Origin of the sequence: Modestobacter sp. VKM Ac-2986, from assembly GCF_026967795.1 — a bacterium.
Lineage (GTDB): Bacteria > Actinomycetota > Actinomycetes > Mycobacteriales > Geodermatophilaceae > Modestobacter.
Window position 1 is genome coordinate 1 of sequence record NZ_JAPVBH010000007.1, and the last position, 21,902, is coordinate 21,902.

Annotated in this window: 15 protein-coding genes and 1 riboswitch; of the genes, 9 read left to right on the plus strand and 6 right to left on the minus strand. The window is 72.7% G+C overall.

Annotation, left to right across the window (positions count from 1 at the left end; all coding sequences use genetic code 11):
• Nucleotides 1–525 precede the first annotated feature (525 nt).
• On the plus strand, nucleotides 526–1,128 hold the full coding sequence (locus tag O2W14_RS17065; RefSeq protein ID WP_269177312.1) for a hypothetical protein: 603 nt from the start codon (nucleotides 526–528) through the stop codon (nucleotides 1,126–1,128).
• 53 nt (nucleotides 1,129–1,181) lie between these two features.
• The gene (locus O2W14_RS17070; RefSeq protein WP_269177313.1) at nucleotides 1,182–2,636 is read left to right on the plus strand and encodes a LamG domain-containing protein; all 1,455 of its coding nucleotides are present in this window, start codon (nucleotides 1,182–1,184) and stop codon (nucleotides 2,634–2,636) included.
• Nucleotides 2,637–2,654: 18 nt separating this feature from the next.
• On the opposite strand, the gene O2W14_RS17075 is transcribed toward O2W14_RS17070, so the two are convergent.
• Nucleotides 2,655–2,942, minus strand: a complete 288-nt coding sequence (locus O2W14_RS17075) for a hypothetical protein (protein WP_163609393.1) — start codon at nucleotides 2,940–2,942, stop codon at nucleotides 2,655–2,657.
• A 158-nt stretch (nucleotides 2,943–3,100) separates the two neighbouring features.
• The gene (locus tag O2W14_RS17080; protein WP_269177314.1) at nucleotides 3,101–5,131 is read right to left on the minus strand and encodes a S9 family peptidase; all 2,031 of its coding nucleotides are present in this window, start codon (nucleotides 5,129–5,131) and stop codon (nucleotides 3,101–3,103) included.
• A 74-nt stretch (nucleotides 5,132–5,205) separates the two neighbouring features.
• On the opposite strand from O2W14_RS17080, the gene O2W14_RS17085 reads away from it, so the two are divergent.
• Complete coding sequence (locus O2W14_RS17085; RefSeq protein ID WP_269177315.1) at nucleotides 5,206–6,450, plus strand: metal-dependent hydrolase family protein; 1,245 nt, start codon at nucleotides 5,206–5,208, stop codon at nucleotides 6,448–6,450.
• Between the two features lie 18 nt (nucleotides 6,451–6,468).
• On the opposite strand, the gene O2W14_RS17090 is transcribed toward O2W14_RS17085, so the two are convergent.
• From O2W14_RS17090 to uvrB, 4 genes are all read right to left on the minus strand, one after another.
• Nucleotides 6,469–7,227, minus strand: coding sequence for an MIP/aquaporin family protein (locus O2W14_RS17090; RefSeq protein ID WP_269177316.1), 759 nt, complete (start codon nucleotides 7,225–7,227; stop codon nucleotides 6,469–6,471).
• A 55-nt stretch (nucleotides 7,228–7,282) separates the two neighbouring features.
• Nucleotides 7,283–8,374 carry a TerC family protein gene (locus O2W14_RS17095; RefSeq protein ID WP_269177317.1) on the minus strand — a complete coding sequence of 364 codons (1,092 nt, stop codon included), beginning with the start codon at nucleotides 8,372–8,374 and terminating at the stop codon, nucleotides 7,283–7,285.
• A gap of 123 nt (nucleotides 8,375–8,497) precedes the next feature.
• Complete coding sequence (locus O2W14_RS17100) at nucleotides 8,498–9,622, minus strand: TerC family protein (protein ID WP_269177319.1); 1,125 nt, start codon at nucleotides 9,620–9,622, stop codon at nucleotides 8,498–8,500.
• Nucleotides 9,623–9,891: 269 nt separating this feature from the next.
• On the minus strand, nucleotides 9,892–12,009 hold the full coding sequence (gene uvrB, locus O2W14_RS17105; protein ID WP_269177320.1) for an excinuclease ABC subunit UvrB: 2,118 nt from the start codon (nucleotides 12,007–12,009) through the stop codon (nucleotides 9,892–9,894).
• 458 nt (nucleotides 12,010–12,467) lie between these two features.
• Here uvrB and glgX point away from each other — a divergent pair, with 458 nt between their 5' ends.
• From glgX to O2W14_RS17135, 6 genes are all read left to right on the plus strand, one after another.
• On the plus strand, nucleotides 12,468–14,576 hold the full coding sequence (gene glgX / locus O2W14_RS17110) for a glycogen debranching protein GlgX (protein WP_269177321.1): 2,109 nt from the start codon (nucleotides 12,468–12,470) through the stop codon (nucleotides 14,574–14,576).
• The gene (gene treY, locus O2W14_RS17115; RefSeq protein WP_269177322.1) at nucleotides 14,573–16,900 is read left to right on the plus strand and encodes a malto-oligosyltrehalose synthase; all 2,328 of its coding nucleotides are present in this window, start codon (nucleotides 14,573–14,575) and stop codon (nucleotides 16,898–16,900) included. The genes glgX and treY overlap by 4 nt, the downstream gene beginning before the upstream one ends.
• A 325-nt stretch (nucleotides 16,901–17,225) precedes the next feature.
• A riboswitch (cyclic di-AMP (ydaO/yuaA leader) is annotated at nucleotides 17,226–17,387 on the plus strand.
• Nucleotides 17,388–17,390: 3 nt separating this feature from the next.
• On the plus strand, nucleotides 17,391–18,077 hold the full coding sequence (locus O2W14_RS17120; RefSeq protein ID WP_269177324.1) for a LysM peptidoglycan-binding domain-containing protein: 687 nt from the start codon (nucleotides 17,391–17,393) through the stop codon (nucleotides 18,075–18,077).
• A 181-nt stretch (nucleotides 18,078–18,258) separates the two neighbouring features.
• Nucleotides 18,259–20,016: a malto-oligosyltrehalose trehalohydrolase gene (treZ, locus tag O2W14_RS17125; protein WP_269177325.1), complete on the plus strand. Its 1,758-nt coding sequence runs from the start codon at nucleotides 18,259–18,261 to the stop codon at nucleotides 20,014–20,016.
• A gap of 3 nt (nucleotides 20,017–20,019) precedes the next feature.
• Nucleotides 20,020–20,748, plus strand: coding sequence for a dihydrofolate reductase family protein (locus O2W14_RS17130; protein WP_269177326.1), 729 nt, complete (start codon nucleotides 20,020–20,022; stop codon nucleotides 20,746–20,748).
• A 67-nt stretch (nucleotides 20,749–20,815) separates the two neighbouring features.
• Nucleotides 20,816–21,889 (plus strand): ATP-dependent DNA ligase, encoded by a 1,074-nt coding sequence (locus tag O2W14_RS17135; protein WP_269177327.1) that lies wholly within the window; start codon nucleotides 20,816–20,818, stop codon nucleotides 21,887–21,889.
• Nucleotides 21,890–21,902 lie beyond the last annotated feature (13 nt).

Sequence of the window (21,902 nt, forward strand, 5' to 3'; positions counted from 1 at the left end):
GGGGGGGGGGGGGGGGGGCCCCCCCCCCCCCCCCCCCCCCCCCCGGCCGACGACCACCTCACCCACGAGGACGGGGTCCCCCGAAACGGCGTCCCCCGCCCGGGTCCCCCACCAGCACGACCCGTTCCTCCTGCACGTCCCGACCGGCCGCGAGCAGCCGCCGCAGAGCCCGCTGCTCGCCCGTCCGGCGACGGGTCCACGCCCGCGCACAGCCCCGGGGACCCTCGCGCGACCGGGCTCCTGCCGCCGGTCGCCCTGCCCGTCCGCTGCCGCCACCGCCGCGACCACCAGCCGACCGCCCACGGGGCAGGCCGGCACCCGCTGGGACCACGGGCGTGGGGCCGCCCTCCGGGTCACCCGGCCGCCTCCCCTCGTCGTGTCCCGGCGGTCGTGCCGGGGCGGGTCCCCCCGAGGGGTGAGTCCAGGACGCCACGGCTCACGAACACCGGCCGTGCGCCCGATCCCTCCTGCACACGACCCGGTCCCGGCAGCTGCCACCGGATCCCCCCGACCCCTGGACGTCCCATGAGCTCGCACCTCGCCGCACCCACCTCGCGCCGGCCGGCCCGCCTCGGCGCCGCCGTCGCCGCAGTCGTCGGCCTGCTGCTGTCCGGTGTGCTGACCTGGTCGACGTCCTACGCCGCCTTCAGCGCCCGGGCGGACAACGCCGGCAACTCCTGGACCACCGGCACCGTCGAGTTGCACACCGGCCGCACCAGCGCGCTGTTCCAGGCCACCGAGCTGTGGCCGGGCGCCAGCGGGAGCCGCTGCCTCACCGTCACCTCCGGCGGCTCGGTGCCCGGCGAGGTGCGGCTGTACGGCGCCGACCTCGCCGGACCGCTGCTGCTGACCCAGAGCGTGCGGCTCGACGTCGTCCAGGGCACCGGCACCGCGGTCGACTGCACCGACTTCGTGGCCGCCACGGGTGCGCCGGTCGACACCAGCACCCTCGCCGAGTACCCGACCACGTACAGCGCCGGCGGCGCGCCGTGGGTGCTGGCCGGCGACGTGGGCGAGCAGCGCACCTACCGGGTCACCTACCGGGTCGACCCGAACACGGGCAACGCGACGCAGGAGTCCACCGCGACCATGAGCCTCGTCTGGGAGGTCAGGTCCACGGCGCCCTGAGCGCCGCGTCCCTGACCAGCCCCCGACCCGACCCGATGAGCCAGGAGAGCCCCGTGAGCGCACCGCAGGCCGACGGCCCGTCCGCGGGTCACGGCGTCCGGGACAGCTGGGTCGCCGCCGCGGTCACCCCCCTGGCCCGCGGCGCCCTGACGCTGCTGGTCGGGCTGCTGATGTGGGCGCAGCTCCCGGTCCTGCTGGGCTGGGAGACGACCGTGGTGATGAGCGGGTCGATGGCCCCCGCCGTCGTCACCGGCGACGTGGTGGTCGTCCGCCCCCTCCCCGGCTCCCCGGAGGTGGGCCGGGTCCTGCTCGTCGACGACCCCGACCGGCCCGGCACGGCGCGGCTGCACCGGTTGACCGCGGTCGAGGACGGCGGACTGCGCCTGCAGGGCGACGCGAACGCCGACCCCGACAGCTCCCTGGTCGCGCCGTCGGCCGTCCACGGCGCCGGCGTCCTGCGCGTCCCCTTCGTCGGGCTGCCGGTGGTCTGGGCGGCCGGGCAGCGCTGGCTGCCGCTGGCCCTCACCGCCGGGGCACTGGTGGCGCTGGTCGCGGCCGCCGGGTGGTACCGCCCGGCGGGCACCGCGACCGCCGGCCGCACCCGCCGGCTCCTCGGCCGCGGACGGCACGCCGTGCCAGGCACGCCCCGCGCCGTCCAGGTCCGACGCGCGGCGGCGGTGGGCGTCCTCGTCGTCGGCTGCCCGCTGCTGCTGCAGCAGCCGACGCCCGCCCAGGCGACCTACTCGACCACGAGCGCCAACACGGCCAACAGCGTCACGATGGACGAGGTGCTCGCCTGGGGGTGCGTGCACGAGACCGCCACGGTCGCCGCCACCCGCTTCTGGTCGCTGCGCGAGACGACCGGGACGACGTTCTACAACACCGGGACCGTGGCCGTCCCGACCGCCCAGTTCAAGGGGAACGCCCGGCTGCGGGGCGGCGTCACGCAGGGCGCGGTCGGCCCCGACTGCGGACGCGGCGCCACCGGCGCGGTCACCCTCGACGGCTCCTCGGGCTGGATCAGCACGAACCTCTCGGCCCCCGCCTCCGACGACATGACGACGCAGGTCTGGTTCCGGACGACGGTGCGCGGCGGCGTGCTGTTCGGGCTGAACAACCTCGAGGTCGACACCGGCCAGCACGACCGGCACGTGTACATGACCGACGACGGCCAGCTCGCGTTCGGCGTCTACTCCGGCGGGACGCACACGGTGGTCAGCCCGCTCGGCAAGGACTACGCCGACGGCGTCTGGCACCTGGCCACCGCCACGCTCGGGGCCACGGGCATGCGGCTCTTCGTCGACGGCGCCCAGGTCGCCGCCGACGCCACGCAGAAGGTCGGCGAGCCGATGGACCACGCCACCTGGCGGTTCGGCTGGACGGCGCTGGGCAACTGGACGAAGAAGCCGACGAACACCTACTTCACCGGCGACCTGGCCTCGGCGGCGGTGTTCGGTCGCGCGCTCACCGCCGCCGAGGTCGCGGAGCAGTACCTGCTGAGGCGCTGACCGGCCAGCGCCCGCCGGTCAGTCCTCGTCGTCCTCGAAGCCGGCGATCAGCTCGTCCGCCGTGCCCGGGACGTGCAGCGGGAGGACCGAGATCGTCCAGTCCGGCCGCCGGTCGTCCAGCTCGACGCCCAGCTCGAAGGCGGCCGGCGCCGACATCGGGCCGAAGGACACGCCCTCGTCGTCCTCGTCGGCCTCGATCTGGACGAGCCAGGTGTCGGACAGCTCGGCCGCGAGCTCCTCGAACGCGGGCTCCGAGTCCTCGTCGGGCTCGGGAGCGTCGGCCTGGATCGGGTAGATGAGCGCCATGCCTGCACGCTAGGGCCTCGGTCGCCCATCCGACGAACGGAACGCCCAGGGCGCCGGGTCGAGGTGCGGCAGGGCGTGGGCGGCCGGCCGGTGCTCGACCGTGCGGTGGCTGCCGCCGGGCTGTGGCGGGCGTGCCGCGGCCACCAGCTCCGGCGTGGTCACGACAGCCGGGTGGCCTGGACCGCCAGCGGCTGCCCGGCGCCCGAGGACCCCGCCGGCAGCTCGGCCACCGCGGAGGTGTTCCGCGACGTCGGCAGCCACCGGCCCCACCAGCGCAGCACGTGCTCCAGCCGGGCGCGGCGGTGCCCCGGCGTCCCCGACCGCGACAGCTCGTGCCCCTCCCCCGGGAAGAGCAGCAGCTCGGTCGGCACGCCGCGGCGCTTGAGCTCGACGTAGAGCCGGGTGCCCTGCTCCAGCGGGCAGCGCCAGTCCTCCTCCGAGTGGATGACCAGCGTGGGCGTGGTGATCCGGTGCGCGTGCGCCATCGGCGACTGGGCGGCGATCCGCTCGGGGTCGGTGCCCACGTACTCGTCGGGGAAGAAGAACCCGATGTCGGAGGACCCCACGAAGCTGACCGGGTCGTTGAACCCGCGCTCGCTGATCCCGGCGACGAAGCGGTCGGTGCGGCCCAGCAGCAGCGTGGTCATGAAGCCGCCGTACGAGCCGCCCATCAGCCCCACCCGCGTGGCGTCGAGCGTGGGGTCGGCCAGCGCGGCGTCGAGGAAGGCGAGGACGTCGTCGGCGTCCAGCTCCCCCATGCGCTCCTTGACGGCCCGCCCGTGCGCCTGCCCGTAGCCCGAGGAGCCCCGCGGGTTGCACATCAGCACCGCGTAGCCGGCCTCCACGTAGGCCTGGGTCTCGTCGAACAGCGTCCAGCCGTACTGGGCGAACGGGCCGCCGTGCACGGTGAGCAGCACCGGGTGCGGACCGGGACCGGGCGGGGTGGTGACCCAGCCGTGGACCGGGTAGCCGTCCGGCGCGGTGGCCGTGGTCTCCCGCATCCGGTGCAGCCGGCCGGTGGCCTGCAGCGGTGCACCGAAGCCGGTGAGCAGCCGGCGGCGTCCCGGGGTGATCGCGATCAGCTCTCCGGCGGACCGGTCGTGCGCCACGGTCGCGACGACGACGCCGCCGCCGGCACCGATGCCGCGCACCGTGTACGGCCCGTCGACCAGCGCCTCCGGCGCACCACCGTCCAGCGGCACCCGCAGCAGCTCGACGGCGCCGCGGCGCTGGACGCCGAAGAACACCGCCCCGTCGGCCACCACCGTCGCCGGCGTCTCGTCGCCGCGGTCGTGGTCCTCCGGGTCCAGCAGCGGCACCAGCGGTCCCCCGGCGGCGTCGACCCGCACCAGGGTGGAGTTGCGGCCGACGAAGTCCCGGCCGGCCGGCCCCAGGTCCGGGACCGCCGTCGCGTAGATCGTGCTGCCGGTCGGGTCGTAGGCCGGGTGCGAGACCGCGGCCCGGGAGTCGGTGACCCGGCGCAGCCCCGAGCCGTCGGGCCGGACGGCGTACACGTCGCTGACCCGGTCGGTGTCGGCCCCCTCGTGCCGGGCGGAGACGAACGCCAGCTCGGCGCCGTCCGGGCTCCAGGTGACGTCGGAGTCGTCGACGTCGCCGCCGGTGACCTGGAACGGCGCGGCCGGGGCGGTGAGGTCCTCGGCGGTGTCGGCCGGCAGGTCGACGACGAAGACGTGCGGGCGCCGGTCGGTGGTGAACCCGACACCGTCGGCGCGGTACTTCAGGGTGGTGATCAGCCGCGGCGCCTCGGCGGCCGGGGCGACGTCGGGGTCGGTGCCGTAGCGGCCCGCCTCGGGGACCCGGGCGGTGTACGCGATCCGGCGGGAGTCCGGGGACCAGACCGGGGCCCCGGCACCCAGGTGGTGGTCGGTCAGCCTGCGGGCCGCTCCCCCGGCGGTGGCCAGGACGTGCAGCTGCGGCGCGCCCTCCCGCCCGGCGGAGAGGTAGGCCAGCCAGCGCCCGTCCGGGGAGAACGCCGGGGCGGAGTCGCGGTGGCCGTGGGTGAGCGGCCGGGCCGGCGCGGAAGCGTCGGTGGGCACGGTCCACAGCTGGCTGCGGTACTCGTCGGCCGCCAGGTCCAGCCGGCTGACGGCGACGACGGCCGTCGTCCCGTCCGGGGACACCGCCGCGACGCCGGGGGTGCGCAGCAGGGACAGGTCGGTGGGCCGCATGACGGCACGCTAACCCAGGCGGCAGGCACGCAAGTGATGAGCACCGCTAACGGGTGACGCCCTAGGCTGCCGCCATGACCCGACGCGTGTTCTCCGGTGGCCAGGTCCTCGACGGCACGGGCGCCCCCGCGGCCCGCGGTGACGTCGCCGTCGAGGACGGCCGGGTCGTCGACGTCGGCGTCGGGCTGGACGGCGACGAGGTCGTCGACTGCACCGGCGCGACCGTGCTGCCGGGGCTGTTCGACTGCCACGTGCACGTGATGATGAGCGGCGTCGACCTGATGCGGACGCTGCAGACGCCGTTCAGCTACGGCTTCTACGAGGCGCTGCACAACCTGCGCCGCACCCTCGCCCTCGGCATCACCTCGGTGCGCGACGCCGGCGGCGCCGACCTGGGCGTGGCCGAGGCCGTGCGGAAGGGCCTGATCAGCGGACCGCGGATGCAGATCGCGATCAGCATGCTGTCCCAGACCGGTGGGCACGGCGACGGCTGGCACGTCTGCGGCGCGGAGTTCCCGCTGATGGGGCCGCACCCCGGCCGGCCGCGGACCGTCGTCGACGGACCCGACGAGATGCGCCGCACCGTCCGCGAGCTGCTGCGGGCCGGCGCCGACGTGATCAAGGTGGCCACCAGCGGCGGCGTCCTCTCCGCCCGGGACGACCCACGGCACGCCCACTTCCGCCCGGCCGAGCTGGCGGCACTGGTCGAGGAGGCCGACGCCGCGCACGTGGCCGTGATGTCGCACGCCCAGGGCGCCGACGGGATCAAGAACGCCGTCCGGGCCGGCATCCGGTCGATCGAGCACGGCATCTTCCTCGACGACGAGGGGATCGAGCTGATGCTGGCGCACGGCACCTGGCTGGTGCCCACGCTGGCCGCTCCCCGCGCGGTGCTCGCCGCCGCGGACGCCGGCGCCTCGCTGCCCACCGCGGTGGTGGACAAGGCGCGGGCGGTCCAGGCGGTGCACGACGAGGCGGTGACCCGGGCGATCGCCGCCGGCGTCAAGGTCGCCATGGGCACCGACAGCGGGGTCGGGCCGCACGGGGACAACCTCGTCGAGCTGGGGCTGATGGCCGGCTGCGGCATGACGCCGGAGCAGGCCTGGCACGCGACCACCCTGTCCGCCGCCGAGTTGATGGGCGTGGCCGGCGAGCTGGGCAGCCTGGAGCCGGGCAAGCGCGCCGACGTCGTCGTCCTGGACGGCGACGCCGGTGACCTGACCGGGCTCGCCGGGCGGGTGCGCGAGGTCTGGCGGGACGGCGAGCTGGTCGCCGCCGGCGGCGCGACCGTCGAGCGTGGGGTCATCGCCCCGCGCTGACGGCCGCACCGGGGACGGTCAGCGCCGCGCGCTGCCCTCGGACTCCTCGGCCTGGCTGGGCTCCTGGCCCTTGGCCAGGAACCGCGCGTAGAAGAACGCTGCGGCGACGCCCCCGAGTACCGGCCCGAGCACGTAGGCCCAGGCGCCGTTGAACTGGCCCGAGACGATCATCGGGCCCAGTGCCCGGGCGGGGTTGACGGCGCCGCCGGACAGCGGGCCGGCGATGAGGACGCAGACGGCGAGGGTGAACCCGACCGACAGCCCCGCCACCGACTGCGGCACCCGGTCGTCGGTGGCGACCGAGACGATGGTCAGCACCAGGAAGAAGGTCACCAGCGCCTCGATCACCAGCACGGTGGCCGGGGCGGCGTCGGGCGCCGGCAGGGTGGCCGCCAGGTTCGCTCCGTCCCGGGCGGCGTCCCCGAAGGTCGCCCAGACGGTCAGGGCGGCCAGGACCGCCCCGAGGAGCTGCGCGACCAGGTACGCCGGGACGTACCTCCAGGGGAACGTCCCGGTGGCGGCCAGCCCGAGGGTGACCGCCGGGTTGAAGTGCGCCCCGGAGACGTGCCCGAGGGCGTTGACCAGGGCCACCAGCGCCAGCCCGAAGGTCAGGGCCACCGCCAGCGAGTCCGCCGGCCCGCCGGCGATCGGCCGCCCCAGCGAGGCGGAGACGGCCACCGACGTGCCGGCGAAGACCAGGAAGTACGTGCCGATGAGCTCGGCGAGGGCGACCCTCGGGATGTTCTGGGTGGTGCTGCTGCCGTAGAGGCCGGCCATCTGCGTCGTGCTCGCTCTCAGTGACGTCGTGTCCGCCACTGCTCAGCGGGCCGTGTCAGTCTCGGTGGTCACCGATCAGTTCGCCCGACGAGTCCTCGACCCGGCCGCCGACCGGGGTGGTGCGCCCGGTGCGGTCGGTGCCCACCTCGGGGGCGCCCGCCGGCGTCTCGTCGTCCGCTGCGGTCTCGCCGCGGGTCTTCAGCAGGCTGGCCACCGTGGCGACCACGAGGACACCGAGGATCACCGTCAGTGACAGCCAGGTCGGGATCGTGGGCACGCTGTCCAGGGCCTCGCGCTCGCCCATGAACGGGTACTGGTTCTCGTGCAGGGCCTCGAGGATCAGCTTGACGCCGATGAAGGCCAGGATGACCGCGAGCCCCAGGGACAGGTAGACCAGCCGCTTGAGCAGGCCACCGAGCAGGAAGTAGAGCTGACGCAGGCCCATCAGCGCGAAGATGTTCGCGGTGAAGACGATGAACGGCTCGCGGGTGAGGCCGAAGATCGCCGGGATGCTGTCCAGCGCGAAGAGCAGGTCGGTCGTGCCCAGGGCCAGGAACACCACGATCATCGGCGTCCACAGCTTCTTGCCGTCCTGGACGACCCGGATCTTGTTCTCGTGGAAGCCCTGGGTCATCGGCAGGACCTTGCGCATCCGCCGGATGAGGCCGTTCTCCTCGTAGTCCTCGTCCTCGTCGCGGTTCTTCACCAGGTTGATCGCGGTGTAGACGAGGAAGGCGCCGAAGAGGAAGAAGACCCAGATGAACCGCTCGATCACCGCGGCGCCGGCCAGGATGAACAGACCGCGCAGCACCAGCGCGATGATGATCCCGACCATCAGGACCTCTTGCTGCAGCTTCCGCGGCACCTGGAAGCGGGCCATGATGATCACGAAGACGAACAGGTTGTCGACCGAGAGCGAGTACTCGGTCAGCCAGCCCGCGTAGAACTCCGTGGCGAACTGGCCGTTCGTGACGGCCAGGACGATCAGGCCGAACGCCAGCGCCAACGCGACGTAGAAGGCGACCCACGCCGTCGCCTCCTTCACGGAGGGCTCGTGGGGACGGCGGACGACGAGGGCGAGGTCGGCGACCAGCAGGACGGCCAGCCCCACGAACGACGCGATCTCGAACCAGACAGGGAGTTCCACGAGGGGCGACTGTACTGCGCTCTGGTTGGGTGCAGGATCCAACTCTGGCGTTGCGTCGAGCCTGCCGGCGCAGGACGGCCCGCGGGCCGGGGACGACGTCTGTCGTCCCCGGCCCGCGGGTGATCAGTCGGTGCTGGACCTGCGCTGGGTCACCGGGACGTCCCGCGGCTGCGGCGGACCGTCGCCTGACCTGGTGTCCGGGTCTCCGGGGGCCCCGATGTGCCGCCCGGCGCTGTCGGCACCGGGGTCGCCGGCACCGGTCCGCTGCTCGGCGGCAGCGACCTTCTTGTTCTTCCGCAGACTGGCCCACGTGGTGACCGCCAGAGTGAGCAGGATCACCAGCAGCGACAGCCAGGTCGGGATCTCGGGGATCACGGTGACGTGCTCACCGCTGTTGATGAACGGCAGCTCGTTCTCGTGCAGGGCGTGGATGACCAGCTTGATCCCGATGAACCCCAGGATCACCGCCAGGCCGTAGGCCAGGTAGACCAGCTTGTCCAGCAGCCCGTCGAGCAGGAAGAACAGCTGCCGCAGCCCCAGCAGGGCGAACGCGTTGGCGGCGAAGACGAGGTAGGTCTCCTGGGTGAGACCGAAGATCGCCGGGATCGAGTCGACGGCGAAGAGGATGTCGGCGCTGCCGATGGCGATCAGTGCGATGGCCAGCGGGGTGATGTGCCGCTTGCCGTCGATCTTCGCGGTGAGCCGGTCGGAGTGGTACTCGCTGGTCGTCGGCATCACCTTGCGGGTGAGCTTCAGGACGGAGTTCTCCTTGAACTCCTCGTCCTCGTCGTGGCCGCTGCTGCGCGCCTGCGCCCAGGCGGTGTAGATGAGGAACCCGCCGAAGACGTAGAAGATCCAGCTGAAGTTCGCGATGAACGCGGCGCCGGCGAAGATGAAGATCGTCCGGAGCACCAGGGCGAAGGCGATGCCGAACAGCAGCACCTTCTGCTGCAGCTCCCGGGGCACCGCGAAGCTGGCCATGATCAGGACGAAGACGAACAGGTTGTCGACCGAGAGGCTCTTCTCGGTGACCCAGCCCGCGAAGTACTCACCGGCGTAGGTGCCGCCGGCGAAGAACAGCACGAGCAGGCCGAACAGCAGAGCGATGCCGACGTACACCGCCGACCAGGTCGCTGATTCCTTCAGGGTCGGCGCGTGCGGGGTGCGCACGTGGCCGATGAAGTCGAAGACGAGCATCCCGACGATCACCGCGACGGTGATCCCCCAGACCCACAACGGAACGTTCATGCACATCCTCCGGTGCTGGCGCGTGTCAGAACCGGAGGTCTCTCCCGCCGACCGTCGCTGGTCGACCGACAACGCCGGAGGTCATGGGACCTCGTGCTGACGACGCTGCCGCGCAGGGATACTCCCCTCCACGTGACTGCCTCCTGGGCGCGAGTCACTGACACCTCACCCAGGCGGTTCAGGGGGGTGAACGACCGGGCTGCGGACTGAGTTCCCGGCACCGCCCACGAACTCCCACCCGACCCCGGGGGCCGGGCGGGAGCCACGGGTCAGGCGTGCGCCGCGTCGAACTGGCGCAGCTCCCGCTTGAGCTCGTTGAGCTCGTCGCGCAGCCGGGCCGCCACCTCGAACTGCAGTTCGCGCGCGGCGGCGAGCATCTGCTCGTTCATGGTGGTGATCATGTCGGCCAGCTCGTTGCGCGGCAGGCCCTGGACGTCGATCGACCCGGCCTTGGCGCGGCTCTTGGACGACAGGCCCGGCACCGGCGACTTGCCCCGCGACTGCTGCCGCCCCGACCCGCCGAGCAGCTCGGTGGCACCCTCGGCCTCCTCCGAGGCCTGGTAGATGCCGTCGAGGATGTCGACGATCTTCTTCCGCAGCGGCGTGGGGTCGATCCCGTGCTCGGTGTTGTAGGCGATCTGCCGTTCGCGGCGCCGCGTCGTCTCGTCGATGGCCTGCGCCATCGACGGGGTGATCTTGTCGGCGTACATGTGCACCTCGCCCGACACGTTGCGCGCCGCGCGCCCGATGGTCTGGATCAGCGACGTGGCCGAGCGGAGGAAGCCCTCCTTGTCCGCGTCGAGGATCGCCACGAGCGAGACCTCGGGCAGGTCGAGCCCCTCACGCAGCAGGTTGATCCCGACCAGCACGTCGTACTCGCCCTGCCGCAGCTCGCGGAGCAGCTCGACCCGGCGCAGGGTGTCGACCTCGGAGTGCAGGTAGCGCACCTTGATGCCCAGCTCGAGGAGGTAGTCCGTCAGGTCCTCGGACATCTTCTTGGTCAGCGTGGTGACCAGGATCCGCTCGTCCTTCTCGGTGCGGGTGCGGATCTCGTGCACCAGGTCGTCGATCTGGCCCTTCGTCGGCTTCACGACCACCTGCGGGTCGACCAGGCCGGTGGGGCGGATGACCTGCTCGACGACGTCGCCCTGCACCTTGCCCAGCTCGTAGTGCCCGGGCGTGGCGGACAGGTAGACGCTCTGGTGGATGCGGTCGGTGAACTCCTCCCACTTCAGCGGGCGGTTGTCCATCGCCGAGGGCAGCCGGAAGCCGTGCTCGACCAGCGTGCGCTTGCGGCTCATGTCGCCCTCGTACATGCCGCCGATCTGCGGCACGGTCACGTGCGACTCGTCGATGACGAGCAGGAAGTCGTCGGGGAAGTAGTCGATGAGGCAGGCGCCGGCACTGCCGGGGGCGCGGCCGTCGATGTGCCGGGAGTAGTTCTCGATCCCGGAGCAGAAGCCGACCTGGCGCATCATCTCGATGTCGTAGGTCGTGCGCATGCGCAGCCGCTGGGACTCCAGAAGCTTGCCCTGCTTGTCCAGCTCGGCCAGCCGCGTCTCCAGCTCGGCCTCGATGTTGCCGATCGCCCGCTCCATGCGCTCGGGGCCGGCGACGTAGTGGGTGGCGGGGAAGACGAAGAGCTCGTCGACCTCGCGGACCACCTCACCGGTCAGCGGGTGCAGGTAGTACAGCCGCTCGATCTCGTCGCCGAACATCTCGATCCGGCAGGCGAGCTCCTCGTACACGGGGAAGATCTCGATGGTGTCGCCCCGCACCCGGAAGGTGCCGCGGGTGAAGGCGAGGTCGTTGCGGGTGTACTGCTCGGTGACCAGGGTGCGCAGCAGCTCCTCCTGGGACCGCTGCTCCCCCACCTTCACCTTGAGCGCGCGCTCGACGTACTCCTGCGGCGTGCCCAGGCCGTAGATGCAGGACACCGTGGAGACCACGATGACGTCACGCCGGGTGAGCAGGCTGTTGGTCGCCGAGTGCCGCAGCCGCTCGACCTCCTCGTTGACCGAGGAGTCCTTCTCGATGTAGGTGTCCGTCTGCGGGACGTAGGCCTCGGGCTGGTAGTAGTCGTAGTAGGAGACGAAGTACTCGACGGCGGCGTCGGGCAGCAGCTCCTTGAACTCGTTGGCCAGCTGCGCGGCGAGGGTCTTGTTCGGCGCCATGACCAGCGTGGGCCGCTGCACCTGCTCGATCAGCCAGGCGGTGGTGGCCGACTTGCCGGTGCCGGTCGCGCCCAGCAGCACGGTGTCGGTCTCGCCCGAGTTGACCCGCTCCGCGAGTGCCTTGATCGCGGTGGGCTGGTCGCCCGAGGGCTGGAACTCGCTGACGACGCGGAACCGGCCCTTCGTGGGCCGGAGCTCGGTTGATGCGGTCACGCGGACGACGGTACGACGACCCTGCGACAGAACGTCCCGCGTCGCGTGCGCGCACTCCTGCTGCGCCTGGGACGGGTGGTGTGCCGGCGCGGCGCGACACAGCGGGGCCGACTTGATCACCGGGCACCCGGCGGCCTACCGTGCTCCTCGCAGCACGCACGCGACGGTGCCCACCAGCGCCACCCGGACCCCGGGCGAGGTCAGTGGGACCGACGTCCTGAGCACTGCGTACGACGCCCTCCGTGACCGTGTCACGGAGGGCGTCGTCGTGTCCGGACCGTCTCGCGCCGGCGTCGGGCGGCGCGCTGTCCGGGGCCGGCCGGCGGTCATGTCGTTGATCACCCCAGGTGTGCGGAGGCCCCCGCGCGGGCATGCGGTGGCCGACCCCCACAGGACCGCGCCCGAGCGGTCCCGGCCCCGGGACACGGGGCCACCCAGCGCAGGAGGAAACACAGCCCATGACCACCCAGGTGTGGCCCGGTTCCGCTTACCCCCTCGGTGCCACGTACGACGGCACCGGGACCAACTTCGCGATCTTCAGCGAGGTGGCCGAGAAGGTCGAGCTGTGCCTCTTCGACGAGCAGGGCAACGAGGAGCGCATCCGCCTCCCCGAGATGGACGCCTACGTCTGGCACGCGTTCCTCCCCGGCATCCAGCCCGGCCAGCGCTACGGCTTCCGCGTGCACGGCCCGCACGACCCTGCGCAGGGTCACCGCTGCAACCCGAACAAGCTGCTGCTGGACCCCTACGCCAAGGCCATCGACGGCCAGATCGACTGGGACGAGTCGGTCTTCGGCTACCACTTCGAGGACGGCTCCCCGAACGACGACGACTCCGCGGCGCACATGCCGAAGTCCGTCGTGGTCAACCCGTTCTTCGACTGGGGCGTCGACCGCCCCCCGCGCACGCCCTACAACAAGACCGTCATCTACGAGGCCCACGTCAAGGGCCTGACGATGACGCACCCGCGCGTGCCCGAGGACCTCCGCGGCACCTACGCCGGCGTCGCGCACCCGGCCGTCATCGAGCACCTCACCGAGCTGGGCATCACGGCCATCGAGCTCATGCCGGTGCACCAGTTCGTGCAGGACGACACCCTGCTGCAGAAGGGCCTGCGCAACTACTGGGGCTACAACACGATCGGCTTCTTCGCGCCGCACGACGAGTACGCGCAGAACACCGACGGCCAGCAGGTGCAGGAGTTCAAGGGGATGGTCCGCGCCCTGCACGAGGCGGGCATCGAGGTCATCCTCGACGTGGTCTACAACCACACCGCCGAGGGCAACCACATGGGCCCGACGCTGTCCTTCCGCGGCATCGACAACGCGGCGTACTACCGCCTCGTCGAGGACGACAAGCAGTACTACATGGACACCACCGGCACCGGGAACTCCCTCAACGTCGCGACGCCGCAGTCGCTGCAGCTGATCATGGACTCGCTGCGCTACTGGGTCACCGAGATGCACGTCGACGGCTTCCGCTTCGACCTCGCCTCCTCCCTGGCCCGCCAGTTCCACGAGGTCGACCGGCTGTCGGCCTTCTTCGACCTCGTCCACCAGGACCCGATCGTCAGCCAGGTCAAGCTCATCGCCGAGCCCTGGGACATCGGCGACGGCGGCTACCAGGTCGGCAACTTCCCGGCGCTGTGGACGGAGTGGAACGGCAAGTACCGCGACACCGTCCGCGACTTCTGGCGGGGTGAGGACGCCACGATCGGCGAGTTCGCCGCCCGCATCTCCGGCTCGGCCGACCTGTACCAGGGGTCCGGCCGCCGCCCGGTCGCGAGCATCAACTTCGTCACCGCGCACGACGGCTTCACCCTCAACGACCTGGTCTCCTACAACGAGAAGCACAACGAGGCCAACGGCGAGGACAACAACGACGGCGAGAGCCACAACCGCAGCTGGAACGGCGGTGTCGAGGGCGAGACCGACGACCCGGAGATCCTCGCGCTCCGCGCGCAGCAGCGGCGCAACTTCATCGCCACCCTGCTGCTGAGCCAGGGCGTGCCAATGCTGCTGCACGGCGACGAGCTGGGCCGCACCCAGGGCGGCAACAACAACGGCTACTGCCAGGACGACGAGATCACCTGGATCAACTGGGAGGACATCGACGAGGGCCTGCTCGAGTTCACCAAGCTGGTCACCAAGCTGCGCACCGACCACCCGACGTTCCGCCGCCGGCGGTTCTTCCACGGTCGCCCGGTGCGCCGCGAGGAGGGCGACCCGGTCCAGGACATCGCCTGGCTGACCCCGGCCGGTGAGCTGATGAGCGACGAGGACTGGGACGCCGGCTACGCCAAGTCGATGGCCATGTACCTCAACGGCCACGGGATCCGCGAGACCGACGAGCGCGGCGAGGACCTGGTCGACGACTGCTTCGTGCTGGCCTTCAACGCCCACCACGAGCCGATCGAGTTCACCATGCCCGGCGACGACTACGCCGCCGGCTGGACGGTCGTCGTCGACACCGCCGAGCTCGAGGAGGTCGAGCCGGTGAGCGTCAAGGCCGGCGAGACCCTCACCGTCGCCGCCCGCGCCACCGTCGTCCTGCAGGCCCAGGCGTGACCGCGCCGGCCACCGACTCGAGCCGGCGCCGCTCGGTGCCCGCGGGCACCTACCGGCTGCAGGTGACCGCCGACTTCACCCTCGACGACGCCGCGGCGGTGGCCGGCTACCTGGCCGACCTCGGCGTCACCCACGCGTACTCCTCGCCGCTGCTGCGGTCGGCGGCGGGGAGCACGCACGGGTACGACACCACCGATCACGCGCACGTCGACGAACCGCGCGGCGGGCGGGAGGGCTTCGACCGGTTCGTGGCCCAGCTGCACGAGTACGGCCTCGGCCTGGTGCTGGACCTCGTCCCCAACCACATGGGCGTGGCCGACGCGCACGAGTCCGGCTGGTGGTGGGACGTGCTCCAGCACGGCCGGGACAGCGCGCACGCCGACGCGTTCGACATCGACTGGGACTTCGGCGGCGGGAAGATCCGCATCCCGACCCTGGGCAGCGCGGACGACGTCTCCGAGCTCCAGGTCGTCGACGGGGAGCTGCGCTACTACGACAACCGCTTCCCGATCGCACCCGGCACCGAGGGCGGCACGCCGCAGGAGGTGCACGGCCGCCAGCACTACGAACTGGTCGACTGGCGCCGCGCCGACGACCAGCTCAACTACCGCCGGTTCTTCGCCATCAACACCCTCGCCGGTCTGCGGGTGGAGGACCCGGAGGTCTTCCGGGCCACCCACGCGCTGATCGTCGAGCTGGTCGAGAACGGCTCGGTCGACGCGCTGCGGATCGACCACCCCGACGGCCTGGCGGACCCCAAGGGCTACCTGGACCGGCTCGCGGAGGCCACCGGCGACCGGTGGACCGTGGTGGAGAAGATCCTGGAGCCGGGCGAGGAGCTGCCCGACTCCTGGAAGACCGCTGGGACGACGGGCTACGACGCGCTGTCCGAGGTCGACGAGGTGCTGGTCGACCCGGCCGGTGAGGCGGCGTTCACCGCGCTGGACACCGAGCTGGCCGGGCACCCGGTCGACTACGCCGAGCTGGTGCGGATGTGCAAGCGCGAGGTCACCGACGGCATGCTCGGCTCGGAGGTGGCCCGGCTCCAGCGCATCGTCGGCCACCTGTCGGGCGTGCCGGCCGAGCAGGTGACCGAGGGCCTGGCCGAGCTGCTCGCCAGCTTCCCGGTGTACCGCAGCTACCTGCCCGACGGCCGCGCCCACCTCGACGACACGGTGGCTGCGGTCAAGGCCCGTCGTCCGGAGCTGACCGCCGCCGTCGACGCCCTGCACCCGCTCCTGGGCAGTGCCGGGACGGAGCTGGCCACCCGGTTCGAGCAGACCTCGGGCCCGGTCATGGCCAAGGGCGTGGAGGACAGCGCCTACTACCGGTGGTCGCGGTTCGTCATGCTCAACGAGGTGGGCGGCGACCCGGCCGAGTTCGGGACGCCGGTGGCCGACTTCCACGAGGCGCAGCAGCGTCGCGCGGAGCGCCGTCCGGCGTCGATGACGACGCTGTCCACCCACGACACCAAGCGCAGCGAGGACGTGCGCAGCCGGCTGGCGGTGCTGGCCGAGCTGCCCGAGGAGTGGGCGCAGCTGGTCCGCGGCCTCATCGCCCGGCACCCGCTGGCCGACGCCTCGCTGGCGCACCTGGTGTGGCAGAACCTGGTGGGCGCCTGGCCACTGACCAAGGAGCGGGCGCACGCCTACGTGGAGAAGGCCGCCCGTGAGGCCGGCACCTCGACCACCTGGACCAACCCGGTGCAGGAGTTCGAGGACCAGCTGCACGCACTGGTCGACGCCGCCTTCGACGACGCCACCACGAACGCCGAGATCACCGCGTTCGTCGAGCGGATCGCACCGCTGGGGTACGTCAACTCGCTGTCGCAGAAGCTGCTGCAGCTGACCATCGCCGGGGTCCCGGACGTCTACCAGGGCACCGAGCTGTGGGACTTCTCCCTGGTCGACCCGGACAACCGCCGTCCGGTCGACTACGACCTGCGCCGGGAGCTGCTCGCCCGGCTCGACGGCGGCTGGGTGCCCGGGGTCGACGAGACCGGTGCGGCCAAGCTGCTGGTGGTCTCCCGGGCGCTGCGGCACCGGCGCGACCACCCCGAGGCCTTCGCCGGGTACACCCCGCTGACGGCCACCGGGGCAGCGGCCGACCACGTCGTGGCCTTTGACCGCGGCGGCGTCGTGACCGTCGCGACCCGCCTGCCCGCGCAGCTGGCCGGCACCGGCTGGGGTGACACCGCGCTCCCGCTGTCCACCGGTGCGTGGCGCGACCTGCTCACCGGCGCGCGGGTCGTCTCCGACGCATCCGGCGTCCAGCTGGCGGAACTGCTGTCCGCACTGCCCGTGGCGCTGCTCGTCCGCGACTGACGCGAGCCCCCTCGCCGCTCGTCAGCTCGTGACGGGTCCGGCGAGGGGTTCCGGCCGTCCCCAGCCCGGCCCCTCGACCACACCGGTCGGGGGGCCGGTCTGCGTTCCACCCCGGACAGGCCTGTCGACATGTCGATCTGTCGACGGAGCGTGACCAGTCAGTCTCGGAACGCGTCGACGACTAGGCATGTCGCCACATTCTCGCTGCGACGCGCCGCCGATCCGCGACACGCCGCTCGCCAGTTGGCACTTGTCCACCTACCGTCGTCCTCGCGTTCGGGCCTTCCTGGCCGGACGCGGCACCGGACCGCTCAGCCCCGTCCGCCGGTGACCTCAACCAGACCCTTCCGGACGGGGGCGGGGGACCCACATCCGACGCGCCGCCCATCAAGCGCCGCGCGTCTACGGGGTGAAGCCGCAGATCTGCGGCCGGGCACCGATCGCCCGAACCCGACAGCTCACCTCGCAGGCGGTGATCGGAGGAACACGCATGTCCAAGCACTCTCAGTCCCGTCAGGCCCTCGTCCGTCGTGCCCTGCGCGGCGGCGTGGTCACCGTCGGGGCCGCCGCTCTCGGTCTCGGTGCCTCCGTCGGCATCGGCACCGCGACGGCATCCGCCGCCACGCACGACTGGAGCGGCGTCGCCCAGTGCGAGTCGGGCGGCAACTGGAGCATCAACACCGGCAACGGCTACTACGGCGGCCTGCAGTTCTCCCAGAGCACCTGGGCCGGCTACGGCGGCACGTCCTACGCCCCGCGCGCCGACCTGGCCACCCCCGCCCAGCAGATCGAGATCGCCGAGAAGGTCCTCGTCGGCCAGGGTGTCGGCGCGTGGCCGACCTGCGGCAAGCGGCTGACCGGTGGCACGACCGCCGCAGCGCAGCAGGCCGCCCCGGCCCCGGCCCCGGCCCCGGCCCCCAAGGCCGCTCCGGCCGCCCCGAAGGCCGCTGCCCCGAAGGCCGCCCCCCAGGCCTCCGGCAGCGAGCGCACCAGCAAGGCCGCCACCCGCTCCACCCGTCAGGCGCCGGCCGCCGGCAACTACACGGTGAAGCCGGGCGACACCCTGGGCAAGATCGCGAAGGCCAACGGCACCTCGTGGCAGTCGCTGTACGCCAAGAACCGCGGCGTCGTCAGCAACCCGAACGTGATCTACGTCGGCCAGCTGCTCGCCGTCTGACCCACCCGCCGGGGCATGCCCCGGCACCTGCACGACACGAACGGCCGGGCACCCCAGCGTGGGGGTGCCCGGCCGTTCGTCGTCCGGGCACCGGGTGACCGGGACGACGGTTCAGACCCGGCTGGGCGGGCATGATCGGTCCGCTCTGCCCACCCCCGCACCACCGCTCCGGAGGTCCTCCATGCCCCAGCCCGTCGAGTTCTCCGTCTGGGCCCCGCTCCCCGAGCGGGTGCGCCTCTCACTCGACGGGCAGGTGCACGACATGCAGCGGGACGACGCCGGCTGGTGGCGGGTCACCGCGCCGGCCGAGCCCGAGTCCGACTACGGCTTCCTGCTCGACGACACCGAGCCGGCGCGCCCGGACCCGCGGTCGCGCCGCCAGCCCGACGGCGTGCACGGCCTCTCCCGCCGGTACGACCCCTCCTCCTACAGCTGGGGCGACCGCGCCTGGACGGGGCGCCCGCTCGCCGGCGGCGTCGTCTACGAGCTGCACGTGGGCACCTTCACCCGCGAGGGCACCTTCGACGCGGTCGTCCGCAACCTCGACCACCTCGTCGACCTGGGCGTGGACTTCATCGAGCTGCTGCCGGTCAACGGCTTCAACGGCACGCACAACTGGGGCTACGACGGCGTCGCCTGGTACGCGGTGCAGGAGACCTACGGTGGCCCGGCCGGCTACCAGCGCCTCGTCGACGCCTGCCACCAGCGCGGCATCGGCGTCATCCAGGACGTCGTCTACAACCACCTCGGGCCCTCGGGCAACTACCTGCCGGAGTTCTTCCCGATCTTCGCCGAGGGCGGGGCGAACAGCTGGGGCAACTCGATCAACCTGGCCGGCCCGGACTCCGACGAGGTGCGCCGCTACATCATCGACAACGCGCTGATGTGGCTGCGGGACATGCACGTCGACGGGCTGCGGCTCGACGCCGTCCACGCGCTGGTCGACGAGCGGGCAACCCACGTGCTCGAGGAGATGGCGCAGGAGGTGGAGAAGCTGTCGGTCGCCGAGGGCCGCCCGCTGACGCTGATCGCCGAGAGCGACCTCAACGACCCGGGCATGGTCACCCCGCGGGTGGCCGGCGGCAAGGGCCTGGACGCGCAGTGGAGCGACGACTTCCACCACTCGCTGCACACCCAGCTGACCGGTGAGGGGCAGGGCTACTACGCCGACTTCGCCGCCGGCGGCCTGGGTGGCCTGGCCAAGGTGCTCACCGGGGCCTACTTCCACGCCGGCGACTGGTCCAGCTTCCGGCGCCGGCACCACGGCCGCCCGGTCGACACGAACGCCCTGCCCGGCTGGAAGTTCGTGGGGTACCTGCAGGACCACGACCAGATCGGCAACCGCGCGGTCGGCGACCGGATCTCCGCGACCCTCTCCCCCGGCCTCCTGGGCGTCGGCGCCACCCTGGTGCTGACCAGCCCGTTCACGCCGATGCTGTTCATGGGCGAGGAGTGGGGCGCCTCGACGCCGTGGCAGTTCTTCACCAGCCACCCCGAGCCCGAGCTGGGCAAGGCCACCGCCGAGGGGCGGATCGGCGAGTTCGCCGAGCACGGCTGGGACGCCGAGGTCGTGCCCGACCCGCAGGACCCGGAGACCTTCACCCGCTCCAAGCTGGACTGGGCCGAGCTCACCGAGGAGCCGCACGCGCACGTCCTCGCCGTGCACAAGGCGCTGATCGCGCTGCGCCGGGCGCACCCGGACCTGGTCGACCCCGACCTGACCGCCGTCGCGGTCAGCTGGGACGACGCCGACCGCTGGCTGGTGGTCCGCCGCGGCTCGCTGCGCGTGGTCGCCAACCTGTCCGACTCCCCGCGCGAGATCGATCTGGACGTCGACGCCGACGAGGTGCTGTTCGCCAGCGGTGAGATGCCCACCCTCGACGGCGGTGTGGTGACCCTCCCGGCGGAGAGCGCCGCGGTGCTGTCCACCCGCCGCTGACCCGTGCACCGGCTGCTGCCCGACCCCGGCCCGCTCGATGGTGACACCGAGCTGGCCGGGGCCTACCGGCTGCCGGCGGGGCGGCACCTGCGCGTCAACTTCGTGGCCTCCCTCGACGGCGCGATCAGCGTCGACGGGCGCAGTGGCGGGCTGGGCTCCCCCGGTGACCGGCGCGTGTTCCAGACCCTCCGCGCCCTGTCGGACGCAGTGCTGGTCGGCGCGGGCACCGCGGCGGCGGAGGGCTACCGGCCGGTGCTGCCCGACTCGGCAGTCGGGCGGCTCCGTTCCGTGCTCGGGCGCCCACCGGTGGCCCCGGTCGCGGTCGTGTCCCGGCGGGCGTCGCTGTCCCCGGTCGACCAGCTGGTGACCGACGCCGTCGTCCCGACCCTGCTGGTGACCTGCGCGGCCGCCGACCCCGACCAGCGCGCAGCCCTGGCCGCCGCCGGCGTGGTGGTGCTGGTCTGCGGGGACGACGACGTCGACCTGCCGACCGCGCTCGACGCCCTGGCCGAGCGCGGCCACGAGCAGGTGCTCTGCGAGGGCGGCCCCGCGCTGTTCGCCGCCGCGCTGGCCGCCGGCGTGGTCGACGAGCTGGACCTGTCGATCGCCCCGCTGCTGGTCGGCGGCGGCGCCGGGCTGCTGCCCGCGGTCCTGCCCTCCCCGGCGGGCGGAGAACTGGTGCAGCTGCTGACCGAGGACGACGTCCTGTTCACCCGTTGGGCGCTGCGCTGACCCACCGGCACCCGATCGGGTCCACGCGGCACCCGTCCACCGGCCGGTCAGCTGCTTGACTGAGGTCATGGACCTGCCCGTGATGCCCCCGGTCAAGCCGATGCTCGCCAAGCCCACGGCGACGCTGCCGGTGGGCGAGGACTGGTTCTACGAGCCCAAGTGGGACGGGTTCCGCTGCATCGTCTTCCGCGACGGCGGCGAGGTGGAGCTGGGCAGCCGCAACGAGCGCCCGCTCACCCGCTACTTCCCCGACGTCGTCGCCGCGGCGCTGGAGCACCTGCCCGAGCGCTGCGTCGTGGACGGCGAGATCGTCGTCCCGCGCGGCGACCGGCTGGACTTCGAGTCGCTGCTGCAGCGCATCCACCCCGCGGCGTCCCGGGTGACGAAGCTGGCCGCGGAGACCCCGGCGTCCTTCGTCGCCTTCGACCTGCTGGCCCTGGGCGAGGAGTCGCTGATGGACACCCCCTACGCGCAGCGGCAGCTGCGGCTGCGCGAGGCGCTGGCCGGGGTGCGGGCACCGGTGTACGTCAGCACCGTCACCGCCGACCCCGCCGTGGGGCAGCGGTGGTTCCGCGAGTTCGAGGGCGCTGGCCTGGACGGGGTCATCGCCAAGCGCGGCGACCAGCCCTACTCCCCCGACCAGCGGGTGCTGGCCAAGGTCAAGCACGTCCGGACGGCGGACGCCGTGGTCGCCGGGTTCCGCTGGCACAAGAGCGGGCCGGTCGTCGGCTCGCTGCTGCTGGGCCTCTACGACGACGCGGGCACCCTGCAGCACATCGGCGTCGCGGCGTCCTTCCCGATGAAGCGGCGGGCCGAGCTGGTCGAGGAGCTGGCCCCCTACCGGGCCGAGGCTCTGGACGGCCACCCGTGGCAGGACTGGGCCAACGCCGTCACCGGCGAGGACGGCGAGCACCGGATGCCCGGGGCGACCAGCCGCTGGAACGCCGGCAAGGACCTGTCCTGGGTGCCGCTGCGCCCGGAGCTGGTGGTCGAGATCCGCTACGACCAGCTGGAGGGCAGCCGGCTGCGGCACACCGGCCAGTTCCAGCGGTGGCGCCCGGACCGCGACGCCCGCTCCTGCACCTACGAGCAGCTGGAGGTCCCGGTCCGCTACGACCTCGCCGAGGTCCTGGGCGGCTGAAGGGCCGGGGTGC

What these genes read in the sequence shown, in the direction of transcription:
- O2W14_RS17100 (WP_269177319.1), bottom strand. Translation starts at nt 9,622, where the DNA reads ATGAACGTTCCGTTGTGGGTCTGGGGGATCACCGTCGCGGTGATCGTC.
- O2W14_RS17085 (WP_269177315.1), top strand. Translation starts at nt 5,206, where the DNA reads ATGACCCGACGCGTGTTCTCCGGTGGCCAGGTCCTCGACGGCACGGGC.
- O2W14_RS17065 (WP_269177312.1), top strand. Translation starts at nt 526, where the DNA reads ATGAGCTCGCACCTCGCCGCACCCACCTCGCGCCGGCCGGCCCGCCTC.
- O2W14_RS17120 (WP_269177324.1), top strand. Translation starts at nt 17,391, where the DNA reads ATGTCCAAGCACTCTCAGTCCCGTCAGGCCCTCGTCCGTCGTGCCCTG.
- treZ (WP_269177325.1), top strand. Translation starts at nt 18,259, where the DNA reads ATGCCCCAGCCCGTCGAGTTCTCCGTCTGGGCCCCGCTCCCCGAGCGG.
- O2W14_RS17135 (WP_269177327.1), top strand. Translation starts at nt 20,816, where the DNA reads ATGGACCTGCCCGTGATGCCCCCGGTCAAGCCGATGCTCGCCAAGCCC.
- O2W14_RS17075 (WP_163609393.1), bottom strand. Translation starts at nt 2,942, where the DNA reads ATGGCGCTCATCTACCCGATCCAGGCCGACGCTCCCGAGCCCGACGAG.
- O2W14_RS17090 (WP_269177316.1), bottom strand. Translation starts at nt 7,227, where the DNA reads ATGGCCGGCCTCTACGGCAGCAGCACCACCCAGAACATCCCGAGGGTC.
- O2W14_RS17080 (WP_269177314.1), bottom strand. Translation starts at nt 5,131, where the DNA reads ATGCGGCCCACCGACCTGTCCCTGCTGCGCACCCCCGGCGTCGCGGCG.
- glgX (WP_269177321.1), top strand. Translation starts at nt 12,468, where the DNA reads ATGACCACCCAGGTGTGGCCCGGTTCCGCTTACCCCCTCGGTGCCACG.